Annotated in this window: 16 protein-coding genes; 7 read left to right on the top strand and 9 right to left on the bottom strand. The window is 65.2% G+C overall.

What is annotated here, in order from left to right:
* Positions 1-169 precede the first annotated feature (169 nt).
* From QX132_RS25420 to lgt, 5 genes are all read right to left on the bottom strand, one after another.
* Positions 170-1,123 (bottom strand): ribose-phosphate pyrophosphokinase, encoded by a 954-nt coding sequence (locus tag QX132_RS25420; protein WP_316163174.1) that lies wholly within the window; start codon positions 1,121-1,123, stop codon positions 170-172.
* A 186-nt stretch (positions 1,124-1,309) separates the two neighbouring features.
* On the bottom strand, positions 1,310-1,945 hold the full coding sequence (locus QX132_RS25415) for a hypothetical protein (RefSeq protein WP_410052887.1): 636 nt from the start codon (positions 1,943-1,945) through the stop codon (positions 1,310-1,312).
* Positions 1,946-2,071: 126 nt separating this feature from the next.
* On the bottom strand, positions 2,072-2,818 hold the full coding sequence (gene pgeF, locus QX132_RS25410) for a peptidoglycan editing factor PgeF (protein ID WP_410052890.1): 747 nt from the start codon (positions 2,816-2,818) through the stop codon (positions 2,072-2,074).
* 20 nt (positions 2,819-2,838) lie between these two features.
* Positions 2,839-3,966, bottom strand: coding sequence for a class I SAM-dependent methyltransferase (locus tag QX132_RS25405; RefSeq protein WP_316163167.1), 1,128 nt, complete (start codon positions 3,964-3,966; stop codon positions 2,839-2,841).
* On the bottom strand, positions 3,963-4,820 hold the full coding sequence (gene lgt, locus QX132_RS25400; protein ID WP_315778023.1) for a prolipoprotein diacylglyceryl transferase: 858 nt from the start codon (positions 4,818-4,820) through the stop codon (positions 3,963-3,965). Before lgt ends, QX132_RS25405 begins: the two co-directional genes overlap by 4 nt.
* A gap of 257 nt (positions 4,821-5,077) precedes the next feature.
* On the opposite strand from lgt, the gene QX132_RS25395 reads away from it, so the two are divergent.
* From QX132_RS25395 to ychF, 4 genes are all read left to right on the top strand, one after another.
* Positions 5,078-5,368 (top strand): accessory factor UbiK family protein, encoded by a 291-nt coding sequence (locus QX132_RS25395; protein ID WP_315714079.1) that lies wholly within the window; start codon positions 5,078-5,080, stop codon positions 5,366-5,368.
* A 185-nt stretch (positions 5,369-5,553) separates the two neighbouring features.
* A complete protein-coding gene (locus QX132_RS25390; RefSeq protein ID WP_315733977.1) occupies positions 5,554-6,243 on the top strand; it encodes a 50S ribosomal protein L25/general stress protein Ctc in 690 nt (229 codons plus the stop codon).
* A gap of 72 nt (positions 6,244-6,315) precedes the next feature.
* Positions 6,316-6,921 (top strand): aminoacyl-tRNA hydrolase, encoded by a 606-nt coding sequence (gene pth, locus QX132_RS25385; RefSeq protein WP_315778026.1) that lies wholly within the window; start codon positions 6,316-6,318, stop codon positions 6,919-6,921.
* 40 nt (positions 6,922-6,961) lie between these two features.
* Positions 6,962-8,059 (top strand): redox-regulated ATPase YchF, encoded by a 1,098-nt coding sequence (ychF, locus tag QX132_RS25380; protein ID WP_316163166.1) that lies wholly within the window; start codon positions 6,962-6,964, stop codon positions 8,057-8,059.
* A gap of 15 nt (positions 8,060-8,074) precedes the next feature.
* Here the strand turns inward: ychF and QX132_RS25375 are convergent, their stop codons facing one another.
* Positions 8,075-8,365 (bottom strand): DUF4282 domain-containing protein, encoded by a 291-nt coding sequence (locus QX132_RS25375; RefSeq protein ID WP_315714083.1) that lies wholly within the window; start codon positions 8,363-8,365, stop codon positions 8,075-8,077.
* Positions 8,366-8,585: 220 nt separating this feature from the next.
* Between QX132_RS25375 and QX132_RS25370 the strand changes: the two genes are divergently transcribed.
* From QX132_RS25370 to QX132_RS25360, 3 genes are all read left to right on the top strand, one after another.
* Positions 8,586-9,047, top strand: a complete 462-nt coding sequence (locus QX132_RS25370) for a MaoC family dehydratase (protein ID WP_316163165.1) — start codon at positions 8,586-8,588, stop codon at positions 9,045-9,047.
* Positions 9,047-9,526 (top strand): MaoC family dehydratase, encoded by a 480-nt coding sequence (locus tag QX132_RS25365; RefSeq protein ID WP_316163164.1) that lies wholly within the window; start codon positions 9,047-9,049, stop codon positions 9,524-9,526. Before QX132_RS25370 ends, QX132_RS25365 begins: the two co-directional genes overlap by 1 nt.
* Before the next feature lie 109 nt (positions 9,527-9,635).
* Positions 9,636-9,785: a hypothetical protein gene (locus QX132_RS25360; RefSeq protein WP_315714401.1), complete on the top strand. Its 150-nt coding sequence runs from the start codon at positions 9,636-9,638 to the stop codon at positions 9,783-9,785.
* A 59-nt stretch (positions 9,786-9,844) separates the two neighbouring features.
* Here QX132_RS25360 and QX132_RS25355 read toward each other — a convergent pair whose 3' ends face one another.
* The 3 genes from QX132_RS25355 to QX132_RS25345 form a co-directional block, all read right to left on the bottom strand.
* Positions 9,845-10,108, bottom strand: coding sequence for a hypothetical protein (locus QX132_RS25355; RefSeq protein WP_315778030.1), 264 nt, complete (start codon positions 10,106-10,108; stop codon positions 9,845-9,847).
* Between the two features lie 31 nt (positions 10,109-10,139).
* Positions 10,140-10,553: a hypothetical protein gene (locus QX132_RS25350; RefSeq protein ID WP_315714086.1), complete on the bottom strand. Its 414-nt coding sequence runs from the start codon at positions 10,551-10,553 to the stop codon at positions 10,140-10,142.
* A gap of 151 nt (positions 10,554-10,704) precedes the next feature.
* On the bottom strand, positions 10,705-11,634 hold the full coding sequence (locus tag QX132_RS25345; RefSeq protein WP_315778031.1) for a hypothetical protein: 930 nt from the start codon (positions 11,632-11,634) through the stop codon (positions 10,705-10,707).
* Positions 11,635-11,697 lie beyond the last annotated feature (63 nt).

Raw genomic sequence — 11,697 nt, 5'->3', positions numbered from 1 at the left:
GGCTGGGATCGTCTCGCTGCAATGCTTGAAGGCTATCTACTTGCAACCCAAAGCATAAAACCGGGAATCCCGTAGCCTGGAGGGGGAGGGTGGACGACAGCGAGACGCTTGCATGCGAGGAAGCAGGAAGGCGCGAAGAAGACGATGCGGGATGCTATTAGAACCAGCCTCAGTCGAACAGGCTCGACACCGATTCTTCCGCCGCCGTGCGGCCGATCGCCTCGGCGATCAGCGGCGCGATCGCCAGCGTGCGGATGTTGGGCGCGTTGCGGACCGCTTCGGTCGGCATGATGGAGTCGGTAATGACGAGCTCCTTCAGCCGCGACGAGGTGATGCGGGTCGCAGCACCGCCGGAGAGCACGCCATGGGTGATGTAGGCGTAGACGTCCTTGGCGCCGTATTTGAGCAGCGCGTCGGCCGCGTTCACCAGGGTGCCGCCGGAATCGACGATGTCGTCGATCAGGATGCAGGTGTGCCCGGCGACGTCGCCGATCACGTTCATGACCTCGGATTCGCCGGGACGCTCGCGGCGCTTGTCGACGATGGCGAGCGGCGTGTTGATGCGCTTGGCCAAGCCACGGGCGCGCGCCACGCCGCCGACGTCCGGCGAGACGACCATGAGGCTGGAGAGATCGAAGCGATCCTTGATGTCGCGCACCATCAGCGGCGAGGCAAAAAGGTTATCGGTCGGGATGTCGAAGAAGCCCTGGATCTGGCCGGCGTGCAGATCGAGCGTCATGACGCGGTCGACGCCCGCATGGGTGATCAGGTTGGCGACCAGCTTGGCCGAGATCGGCGTGCGCGAGTTCGATTTGCGATCCTGCCGCGCATAGCCGAAATAGGGCACCACGGCGGTGATGCGGCGCGCGGAGGCGCGGCGCAGCGCATCGGTGATGATCAGGAGCTCCATCAGCAGGTCGTTCGCCGGATAGGACGTCGATTGAATGATGAAGACGTCGGAGCCGCGGACGTTCTCCTGGATCTCGACGAAGATCTCCATGTCGGCGAAGCGCCGGACCACCGCTTTCGTCAGCGGCAGCCCAAGTTCAGCGGCGATGCCGGCGGCGAGGGCCGGATTGGAGTTGCCGGCGACGAGTTTGATGGAGCCGTTCTTGGCCGACATCGTGAATTCTCCTCGCGTCTCGCTGGAGACCTTGTTCAGCATATCGGGCTATCCATGGAACCGGCAGTTTTGCACGGGCGAGGTGATATCAAGGACACTGCGCGCATGGCAACCCGCCGCAGGTGTTTTTCCCGGTCAAACAGGTGTTTTTCCCGGTCAAGAACGGCGCAAATTGCGCCTCTTTGCCTAATGGTCGGTGTAGCCGAGGGCCGCGACGCTGGTGCCGTCGGATCTGGGCGATGCGGGCTCGGCCGCGGCGACCGCGGGGCCGCGGGTGGCCGGCGCCGCCGGTGGCGCGCTGTCGGCCGGCGCGGTGCCGTTCAGCATGTTCGAAAGTCCGCTGAAGCCAGCCTGCGCGATTTTCCGAAGCACCATGTCGTCGACATTGTTCCACGGATCGCGGCCGCCGCGTCCGACCGGCTCTTCGCCCGACAGCCGCAGCGCGCGCTGCTGATTGCGATCGTAGACGTCGAACACCCAGGCGATCACGCCCTTGCCGCTGACGACCTGGGCGGAGAGATAGGTGCGGACACGATACGCTGCAGGGGCCTCGCGCGACACGATGGCGAGGCTGCGCAGCTTGGACTCGCTGTCGAGCACGCTGACCATGCGGTCGAAGATCTGCGGCGGCGGGCCGTCGATCTGCTCGAAGGCGATCGTGGCGCTATCGGATGCAGGCGCCATCGCATAGGCGTTGGACGGACCACCGCTGCTGGTCGCGCAGCCGCCGAGCGTTGCGGCCGACGTCATCAGCAAAACGGCAACGCAGGCGTGCCGCGCAGCGCGGCTGATCCGTCGAAGTGGTGTCGGCGCTCCCCTCATCGTCGGGAGCGATATCGTTAAAATCGATTAACGTCTAGGTCGCGGCTGCCACAGATCGGGACAGAGTGCACTCAGTTGTACAGAAAGGGTTAAGCAATCCACATGCGGCCACAATGGCGCCCAGCTTCAGCCTTCGAGCATGATGGCGTGGACGTGCCGGCCATAGTCCGGCTCGTTGCGATGGACCGAGCGGCGGTAACTGAAGAAGCGCTCGTCGACATAGGTGTCGAGGCCCAGATCGTCGATCAGCAGCACGCCGGCGTTTTCCAGCCGCATCCGGATGAAGCCGGCGAGGTCGAACATCGCGTGGCCGTCGCGAACCGACGGCAGGAAGAAGCGCGCGTGTTCGGCGTCGTCGTCGAGGAAGCGGGTGACGAACTCGGCGCCGACCTCGTAGCTCGGCTGGCGGATCAGGGGGCCGATCGCGGCAATGATCCGGCCGCGCTCTGCGCCGAGCTCCTCCATCGCCTGCAGCGTGGCTTCGAGCACGCCGGTGAGCGCACCCTTCCAGCCGGCATGGGCCGCGCCGATGATGCGCCTTTGCGGGTCGACGAACAGGATCGGCCCGCAATCGGCCGTGGTAACGCCGATCGCGAGATTCGGCGTCGCGGTCACCAGCGCATCGGCCTTAGGCCTGACGGGGCCGTCCCAGGGCCCGGTCGCAACCACGACGTCGGGCGAATGGATCTGGTGCAGGCTGAGGAACTGGTCGGGCGCGACGCCGAGATGGACGGCCATGCGGCGGCGGTTTTCGCGGACGTTCTCCGGCACGTCATTCGATCCGAGCCCGCCGTTGAGCCCGGCATAGATGCCGTCGGAGACGCCGCCCTCGCGGGTGAAGAAGGCGTGGCGCAGGCCAGGAATCGCGGACATCACATCCGATGATACCAGCATCATGCGCCTCCCGTATTCTCGTTGGTGTGTTCGTCGCTGATGCCCGCCAGCACCGGAATGGCCGGATCGGAGATGCCGAGCACCTTGAACAGCGACCCCATTCCGCCGCGGCCGCCGCCGGTCAGGCGCTTCAGCCCGCTCGCGATGTCCTCCGAGGCTTCCGGCGAGGCCTTCTGCATGAGGGTCAGCGCGCGGGTTTCGATGCCGAGCCGCTGCAGGAACTCGCCCTGCGTGACCGGGCCGTGAACGTGCGCGCCGACGGCTTCCGCGGCCCGCGCCAGCGCGTCGAAATCGACATGGGCGGTGATGTCGGCAAGCCCCGGTGTCTTGAGGGGATCAGCGAAGCTATGACGGGCGATGGCCTGGAAGGTGTCGCCGACGTCGCTGCGCACATGGCCGTAATCGATGATGACGGCGGCGCCGCGCTGGTCGCGGATGCGCCTGGCGATGGCCATCATCTCGGTGTTCGGCCGCCATTCGAAGATCGCGCCGGCCGGGGCGGCGCGCACCAGAGGCGGCAGCAGCAGCTCGAAGCCGGGCGTCGGATCGGCGGCCGCGCCGTAGACGAAGTTCTCCTCCTCGTCGAGCTCGACCACGCGCTCGTGCCAGCCGGTTTCGCGCTTCACCATCTGGTGAATCGGCAGCACGTCGAAATACTCGTTGGCGAAGATGACGCTGGGGCCCTCCGGCACCTCGTCGAAGCTCTCGTGCCAGGTGACGTTGCGCAGGCCGGTCAGCGTCGCCTTCTGCTTTTCACGCAGCACCGGATTGACCTCGACCATGTGAACCGAGATCGTCTGGTACAGCGGCGGCAGCACGCGCAGCGCCCGCAGCGCATCCGACATCATGGTGCCGCGGCCGGGCCCGAGCTCGATCAGCCGGAACTGCTGCGGCGAGCCGGCCGCCTTCCAGATCGAGGCCGCCCACAGCCCGAGCAGCTCGCCGAACATCTGGCTCACTTCGGGGGCGGTGGTGAAGTCGCCCTCGCGTCCGAGCGGATCGCGCGAGATGTAGTAGCCGTGCTCCGGATGCATCAGGCACAGCTCCATGTAGCGCCAGACCGGCATCGGACCGGACGCCTTGATCAGCCGCTTGATCTCGGTGTGGAGCGGAGACGTCTCGATCACGGATTGGCCTGCAGCGACGGAGTGGCTTGACGACTCTCGGGCCTGCGCAGCGCCCGTGCCACCAGGATGGCGCCGACGATCAGCATCGGCACCGACAGCAGCATGCCCATGGTCAGGCCGCGCCAGAGGAAGCCGAGTTGCTCGTCCGGCTCGCGGAACAGCTCGCTGACGATGCGCGCCGTGCCATAGAGGCCGATGAAGCTGCCGAGGATCATGCCGGGCCGCCTCAGCGCGCCGAGCCGGATCATGATCGCCAGGACGATGAACAGCAGGATGCCTTCGAGGCCGGCTTCGTAGAGTTGGCTCGGATGGCGCGGCAGGTGGGTCGGATCGCGCGGGAAGATCATCGCCCAGGGCAGGCTGGGATCGGCCGTGCGGCCCCACAACTCGCTGTTGATGAAATTGGCGATGCGGCCAAGCAGCAGCCCGATCGGAGCGACGGCGGTGGTGAGGTCGCCGAGCGACAGGATCGGCAGGCCGTTGCGGCGGCTGAACCAGATCACGGCGATGACGCAGCCCATGAAGCCGCCATGGAACGACATGCCGCCCTTCCACAGCTGGAAGATCTCCAGCGGATGGTCGATGAAGAATGGCAGGTTGTAGAACAGCACGTAGCCGGTGCGGCCGCCGAGAATGATGCCGATCGTGACCCAGAGAATGAAATCGTCGAGCTGTGGCAGCGAGATCGGCGCCGGGCCTCCCCACAGCCGGTCCTTCTTCAGCAGCGAGCGAGCGTAGAGCCAGCCGAGCACGATGCCGCAGATATAGGCCAGCGCGTACCAGCGGATCGCGAACGGGCCGATGGCGATCGCAACCGGATCGAACACGGGGAAGTCGATGAGGAGAGGCGTCATTCACTGGCTTTCGTGGACACGGCGTCCCGCTTCTGGAAGCCCCCGGGCGATGCGGGCTTCGAACGGGCCCCGCCACATGAACAGGCGCGGCGCGATGTGATCTCAGGGCTGCTCATACCAGCGCCGCGGGCCGGCGCAACAAGTACGATGACAAGGAAACCAAGGCATGACAAGACGGGCCCATCTTGCGGGCGGCGACAGGGATCGCCATTCTGTCTTCCACAATCGTGCTCGTCGCGGGACGCGGAGTTTCTCACATGACCCAGACCAACAACCGGTTTTTCGACGAACTCGGCCGCCTGATGAACGATGCCGCCGGTGCCGCCCAGGGCATGAAGCGGGAGGTCGATTCCGTCATCCGCAACCAGGCGGAAAAGATCCTGAACGACCTGGACATCGTGAAGCGCGAGGAGTTCGAGGCGGTCAAGGACATGGCCCGGCTCGCCCGCGAGGAGAACGAGGCGCTGAAGGCCCGGATCGCGGCGCTGGAAGCCAAGCTGGGCGGCGCGGCCGGCACGCCGCCGGGTGCCGGCAGCGCGGACGGCTGACGCCGCGGCCGGGTCGCCCTGGGACGGGAGGGGCAGGCGGCCCCTTCATTTCCTTGTCATTTCCCAGGTTTGCCGCTAGAACGCCGCCACGTCCGCGGCCCCCGCACCCCTGGAGGCTTGCCGAAGGACGTCCAGCAACGGGCCGCATTGCGGCCTTTAACTTTTTAAAACAAGGACTTAACACGATGGCGACCGTCAGAGAACTGAAGGCGACCGCCCGTCCGTCAGTCGGCAAGGGGGCCGCACGGGCAGAGCGTCGCGCCGGGAGAGTGCCCGGAGTGATTTATGGAGACAACCAGCCCCCGCTGCCGATCTCGGTGGAAGACCGCGAGCTGCGCCAGCGCATCCTTGCGGGCCGGTTTCTGACCACGATCTTCGACGTCACCCTCGACGGCAAGAAGCACCGGGTGATCCCGCGCGACTTCCATCTCGATCCGGTCAAGGACTTCCCGATCCACGTCGACTTCATGCGGCTCGGCCAGGGCGCGACCATCCGCGTCAGCGTGCCCTTGCATGTGGTGGGTTCGGAAGCCGCGCCGGGCGTCAAGCGCGGCGGCACGGTCAACATCGTGACCCACACGCTCGACCTCGAGTGCCTGGCGGAGAACATCCCGCAGTTCATCGAGGCCGATGTCAGCGCGCTCGAGATCAACCACTCGCTGCACATCTCCGACGTCAAGCTGCCGACCGGCGTGAAGACGCTGTCGCGCGACGACGCCACCCTCGTGACCATCGTGCCGCCGTCCGGCTATGGCGAGGAGCAGAAGGCTGCCGCTGGCGCCGCCGCGGCACCCGCTGCCGCTGCTCCGGCTGCCGCCGCCAAGGCACCCGCTGCCGCGGCCAAGGCGCCGGCTGGCGGCGACAAGAAGAAGTAAGCCGTTCCGCTTGCGGGAAGCACGGGCGGGTCCCGTGCTTCCCGAAGCGACGGCGGGTGCGGATGCCGCGTCATGCTGCTGTTTGTCGGCCTCGGCAATCCCGGCGCGAAATATGCGCGCAACCGGCACAATATCGGCTTCATGGCCGTGGACGAGATTTCGCGGCGTCACCGCTTTTCGCCGTGGCGCCGCAGGTTTCAGGGCGAGACCTCGGAAGGCACGCTGGACTCCGAGCGCGTCATCCTGTTGAAGCCCTCGACCTATATGAACGAATCCGGCCGCGCCGTGCAGGAGGCGACCAGCTTCTTCAAGCTCGGCGTCGGCGACGTCACGGTGTTTCAGGACGAGCTGGAATTGCCGCCGGGGAAGCTGCGCGTGAAGGTCGGCGGCGGCATTGCCGGCCATAACGGGCTGCGCTCGATCTCGGCGCATCTCGGCAACGACTATCGCCGCGTCCGGCTCGGCATCGGCCATCCCGGCGTCAAGGAATTGGTGCACGGCCACGTGCTGTCGGACTTCGCCAAATCCGACATGCCCTGGGTCGAGGCGCTGTGCGAGGCGGTCGCCGACAATGCAGGTTTGTTGACGGGCCGGCGCGATTCCACCTTCGCCAACAAGGTGCATCTGGCGCTGCAGGCCAAAGGTTTTCTGGACAAGGGCGACGCTGGCGCCGTGTGAGGCGCTTCGGGCCGTCGTTTAATAGGATGCGGGACGGGTCATGGGATTCAAATGCGGAATCGTCGGGTTGCCCAATGTCGGCAAGTCGACGCTGTTCAACGCGCTGACGGAGACGGCGGCGGCGCAGGCCGCGAACTATCCGTTCTGCACCATCGAGCCGAATGTCGGCGAGGTCGCCGTGCCCGATCCGCGGCTGGAGAAGCTCGCGGCCATCGCCAAGTCGGGACAGATCATCCCGACGCGGCTGACCTTCGTCGATATCGCCGGCCTGGTGCGCGGCGCCTCCAAGGGTGAAGGCCTCGGCAACCAGTTCCTCGCCAACATCCGCGAGGTCGACGCGATCGCGCATGTCGTGCGCTGCTTCGAGGATTCCGACATCACCCATGTCGAGGGCAAGATCGCGCCGCTCGCCGATATCGAGACCATCGAGACCGAGCTGATGCTGGCCGATCTCGACAGCCTCGAGAAGCGGGTCGACAACCTGTCCAAGAAGGCCAAGGGCGGCGACAAGGATGCCAAGGAGCAGTACGAGCTCGTCACCCGTGCTCTGGTGCTGCTGCGCGACGGCAAACCGGCGCGGCTGTTGGAGCGTAAGCCTGAAGAGGAGCGCGCCTTCGGCATGCTCGGCCTGCTGACATCCAAGCCCGTGCTCTATGTCTGCAATGTCGAGGAAGGCTCTGCCAAGGACGGCAATAGCTTCTCCCAGGCGGTGTTTGCGCGCGCCAAGGAAGAGGGCGCGGTCGCCGTCGTGATCTCAGCCAAGATCGAGTCTGAGATCGCGACGCTGTCGCGCGAGGAGCGCGTCGACTTCCTGGAGACCTTGGGGCTCGAAGAGGCTGGTCTCGATCGGCTCATCCGCGCCGGCTATCAGCTGCTCGACCTGATCACCTATTTTACCGTAGGTCCGAAAGAGGCGCGGGCCTGGACCATTCACCGTGGCACCAAGGCGCCAGCGGCGGCCGGCGTCATTCACACCGATTTCGAGAAGGGCTTCATCCGCGCCGAGACCATCGCCTTTGCCGACTACGTCGCGCTTGGCGGCGAGGCGGGGGCGCGCGAGGGCGGCAAGCTGCGACTCGAAGGCAAGGAGTATGTCGTCGCCGACGGCGACGTGATGCACTTCCGCTTCAACAACTGAGAGCCTGTGGGGCGGTTACATCCGCCCCTGCTCGCGGATCGCGCCGAGGTGCTCGTTGATACGGAAGACGATCAGCACGAACTCGGCGATGATGCGCGAGAACACCATGCCGACGATGATTCCGGCGAGCGAGGACAACAGCATCAGGAAACCGCCGAATGGGCTGATCGCCATCTCGGAGAGGCCCGTGAAAATGCCGCGAATTCCCGACAGGATGATCAGCGCAATCACGAGCCAATAGAACGTCTTGATGATGGTGGGCGTGATGAAGCGGTCCCACTGGAACAAATCGCGAAATTCCAACATCCTGATCCCCCGGCCACGTCCGAATCGAAGTCGAATCCGTCTTTAAGTCCTGCTCGACTCTCGCGCCAGACGACATGCGCGGCGGCCGAGTTGGTCCCAGTGTGTGGCGCCTTCTGGCACTCTCGTGCGACTGGACCGGGCGTCAGCCATGCGAGCGGCCCGGTTGTGATTGCTGCAAAGTGCGGCCACAATCGGGCTTCTTTCAGCCATTCCCAGCCTCATGACCCTCACCTTCGAAGATTTTCCGCAAGGCCCGTTCGGCAGCTTTGGCCCGCGACACGTCACCCGCGACGAGATCATCGCCTTCGCCTCTGAGTTTGATCCGCAGCCGATGCATTTGGACGAAGAAGCCGCCTCGCAGTCGATGCTCAGGGGCCTGTCCGGCTCGGGCTGGCACCTCTGCTCGCTGATGATGCGCATGATGTTCGACGGCTTCATCGGCCGCACCGCCTCGCTCGGTTCTCCGGGCGTCAACGAGGTCCGGTGGCTCTCGCCCCTGCGTCCCGACGATGAGCTGATGCTCGATGTGGAGGTTCTGGAAGCGCGGGTGTCGCGGAGCCGTCCGTCGACCGGGATCGTCACCTTCAAATGCAGCGTGCGCAACAAGGCGGGCATGAGGCTTTGCGAGATGGTTTCTCCCATCATCGTCGAGCGCCGTGAGAGCTGCGGACAGGTGGGCTGATGCGCTTTTTCGAGGATCTTCAGGTCGGCCAGCGCCGCGAGCTCGGCTCCTACACGTTCACAGCCGAAGAGATTAAGCGCTTTGCCGTTCAATTCGATCCGCAACGCTTTCACCTCGACGAGGAAGAGGGCCGCCGATCGCTGTTCGGCGGGCTCGCGGCATCGGGATGGCACATCGGCTCCGTCTGCATGAAGCTGATCGTCGCGGATAATCAGCGCCTCCTGGAGATCGCGCGCTCGCGCGGCGAGCCGATCGTCCTCGGAGGTCCTTCTCCCGGTTTTCGGGATCTGCGCTGGTACAAGCCGGTGCTTGCGGGTGATACGATCAGCTTTTCCAGTGAGATTGATTCGCTTCGCGCGTCGGCGTCGCGCCCGGAGTGGGGCATCCTGCAGGCGCGCAATACCGGCATCAATCAGCACGGCGAGCTGGTGTTCTCGGTGCTGGCATCGGCCTTTGTCCCTCGACGGAACGAGGGTTGAGGCGAAAAGGTCACGCTTCGTAGGATTGTCGGCGCGGAACGAACTTCGCGCTAACGCATTCTGAACTCCGACTCTATAAGACAGCCAATCAGGGATCAGGATGTGGGGGATGAGTATGGCAGATCGCGGTGGTCTGAAACTCCTCGGCTTTATCTTTGCCAGCGTGACGCTCGCGGTGATGCTCGCGACGGGAATGGTCGTGAAGGGCTATGCCGACGGCTCGTATTCGCTGGAGACGTCAGCGACGATCAACGAGTAACGGATTAACTACTCGTTAACCAGAACGGACCACGCAGTTCTGTTGTTTGTAGAGGCGGTCTAGCGGCTCCAGATGAGCACCATGACCGCCATCGCCACCACCAGCAAACCGACGAAGCGGACCATGATGGTCCCGATCCGCTGAGGCTCAGGCCTCAGAGGAATCGGATCGGTGTTTTCCGGCCGGATCGTTTCCATGAAAGTGACACCCTCTTGACGCAACCTGCCCGCCACGAGATGGGCGGGAGTTGGTCGCGGGAGGGCCGGGTCACGTTCAAGGGCGAGGCGCTGCAAAGACGAAAACCGCCGCGCGATGGCTCGCACGGCGGTCCTCTTCAAGGTCCGGAAAGAACGCTCAGCTGCTGCGCAGGCCGTCGGCGGCGCGCTTCCACTGCGTCACGTTCTCGGCGATCGCCCGGGTCGACTTCATCGCCGCCTGGCTGAGCTGCGCATAGCTCGCGATCTCGCGCTGCACCCGCTGGCCCTCGGCGTGCAGCAGCTCGCGCAGGCTCTCGAGCTCCCCGATCAGGTTCTCGATCTCCGACAGGGAGGTGCCGGCGACGCGCTGGATCAGCGTGGTGACGCTGTTCACCGCCGCATCGGCATCGATCGAAGCCTCGGCCGTGGCGGCCGCATTGGGACGGCGCAGATAGGCGATATCATTACGGACGAAATCACGAATGCCGGCCTCGACTTCCGAGACCGCCGCCAGATCCGTATCCAGCTCGGCTTCAGTTCCATCGATCTTGTCCGGACGAATGACATTCATCGGCTATTTCCTCATTTCGCGTTCAAGCGAGCGCGGTGTCCCCGCACGACGAACTTCTCAAAGCCTATCAGTGCGGCCAAATTGGGCCGTACCGCGGCGAAGTCGCGGCGATGGTTCGACCATTCGTGGCGGCCTGCCGCAATGGTGAACGTCACCAGCTCCGCTTGAAGCCGGCTGAAATGCTCTTGCTGGTGCCGCCCTGCGCGGTCTCGCTGACCGAGCCGGATACGCTCAGGCCATCCGACAGCTTCTGCTCGGCACCGAGCTTGCGCAGCCATTTGTCGTCGCTGGACGACAAGGTCTGGCCGGCGGTGACGCTCGTGCCGGTGTCGCCGATCGAGAGCCTGGCGGATTGCTCGGTGTCGAAGCTGCGGCTGGTCTTCGGCGCCGCGCCGGGAATCGGCACCATGCCCTGCTGGGTGACGTTGTAGCCGTTCTGCAGGGTCAGATTGTAGTGATCGATCGGCACCGCCTTGGTGATGGTGGTGCCCAGCCGGCTCTGGTCCGAGCCGGGGTCGACGCGGGCCTCGATGGCGGTCTTGTCCCAGATCGAGCCGGCGCCAGGCGCGGTGACGGCCGCCCAGGCCGAGCCGCCGGATTGCGGAGCATTGCCGCCGTTCTCGGCCTTCTCCGCCAGCAATTCCGACATCGTGGTCGGCTGCCGCGCGACCGTCATGTCGGCGCCGACGCGGGCGTCCCAGAACGACGACACCGACTGCTTGACCGACACGCCCGAGGCGAGGCTGCCCTTGTTCTGGTTCGACCAGTCGAGCGCGGCGGCTTTCTCTGCGGCGGCCTTGCGCCTCGCCGCGGCGGCGGCTTCGGGACGGTCGAGGAAGGTGGTGTCGTCGATCGCGAGCTGGCTCCAGTCGAGCTTTCCGACGTCGATGTCCTTCATCGGGTCGGCCGCTGCGGCCTGGTCCTCGGACTTGTCATCGTCCTCCGGCTCCGGCGCGATCTGCTGCCAGGGCACGATCTGCAGCGGTTGCGGCGCCTGCATCAGCGTCTGGGCCTGCGCGGCCGACGCAAGGAGGCCGAAGCCGGCCGTAAAAACCGCCAGCGCGCAACCATACGATGTCATGAGAGCAACCCCCGCCGCCCGAACCTGTGTGCCGGAATATGGTGGAATCTTGGCGCAAAATTA

Origin of the sequence: Bradyrhizobium sp. SZCCHNRI20481 (assembly GCF_032485055.1) — a bacterium.
Classification (GTDB): domain Bacteria; phylum Pseudomonadota; class Alphaproteobacteria; order Rhizobiales; family Xanthobacteraceae; genus Bradyrhizobium.
The sequence above is the reverse complement of the archived record's forward strand: the minus strand, read 5'-3'. Positions and strand labels throughout refer to the sequence as shown.

What these genes read in the sequence shown, in the direction of transcription:
- QX132_RS25420 (WP_316163174.1), bottom strand. Translation starts at nt 1,123, where the DNA reads ATGTCGGCCAAGAACGGCTCCATCAAACTCGTCGCCGGCAACTCCAAT.
- QX132_RS25415 (WP_410052887.1), bottom strand. Translation starts at nt 1,945, where the DNA reads ATGAGGGGAGCGCCGACACCACTTCGACGGATCAGCCGCGCTGCGCGG.
- pgeF (WP_410052890.1), bottom strand. Translation starts at nt 2,818, where the DNA reads ATGTCCGCGATTCCTGGCCTGCGCCACGCCTTCTTCACCCGCGAGGGC.
- lgt (WP_315778023.1), bottom strand. Translation starts at nt 4,820, where the DNA reads ATGACGCCTCTCCTCATCGACTTCCCCGTGTTCGATCCGGTTGCGATC.
- QX132_RS25395 (WP_315714079.1), top strand. Translation starts at nt 5,078, where the DNA reads ATGACCCAGACCAACAACCGGTTTTTCGACGAACTCGGCCGCCTGATG.
- QX132_RS25390 (WP_315733977.1), top strand. Translation starts at nt 5,554, where the DNA reads ATGGCGACCGTCAGAGAACTGAAGGCGACCGCCCGTCCGTCAGTCGGC.
- pth (WP_315778026.1), top strand. Translation starts at nt 6,316, where the DNA reads ATGCTGCTGTTTGTCGGCCTCGGCAATCCCGGCGCGAAATATGCGCGC.
- ychF (WP_316163166.1), top strand. Translation starts at nt 6,962, where the DNA reads ATGGGATTCAAATGCGGAATCGTCGGGTTGCCCAATGTCGGCAAGTCG.
- QX132_RS25375 (WP_315714083.1), bottom strand. Translation starts at nt 8,365, where the DNA reads ATGTTGGAATTTCGCGATTTGTTCCAGTGGGACCGCTTCATCACGCCC.
- QX132_RS25370 (WP_316163165.1), top strand. Translation starts at nt 8,586, where the DNA reads ATGACCCTCACCTTCGAAGATTTTCCGCAAGGCCCGTTCGGCAGCTTT.
- QX132_RS25365 (WP_316163164.1), top strand. Translation starts at nt 9,047, where the DNA reads ATGCGCTTTTTCGAGGATCTTCAGGTCGGCCAGCGCCGCGAGCTCGGC.
- QX132_RS25360 (WP_315714401.1), top strand. Translation starts at nt 9,636, where the DNA reads ATGAGTATGGCAGATCGCGGTGGTCTGAAACTCCTCGGCTTTATCTTT.
- QX132_RS25350 (WP_315714086.1), bottom strand. Translation starts at nt 10,553, where the DNA reads ATGAATGTCATTCGTCCGGACAAGATCGATGGAACTGAAGCCGAGCTG.
- QX132_RS25345 (WP_315778031.1), bottom strand. Translation starts at nt 11,634, where the DNA reads ATGACATCGTATGGTTGCGCGCTGGCGGTTTTTACGGCCGGCTTCGGC.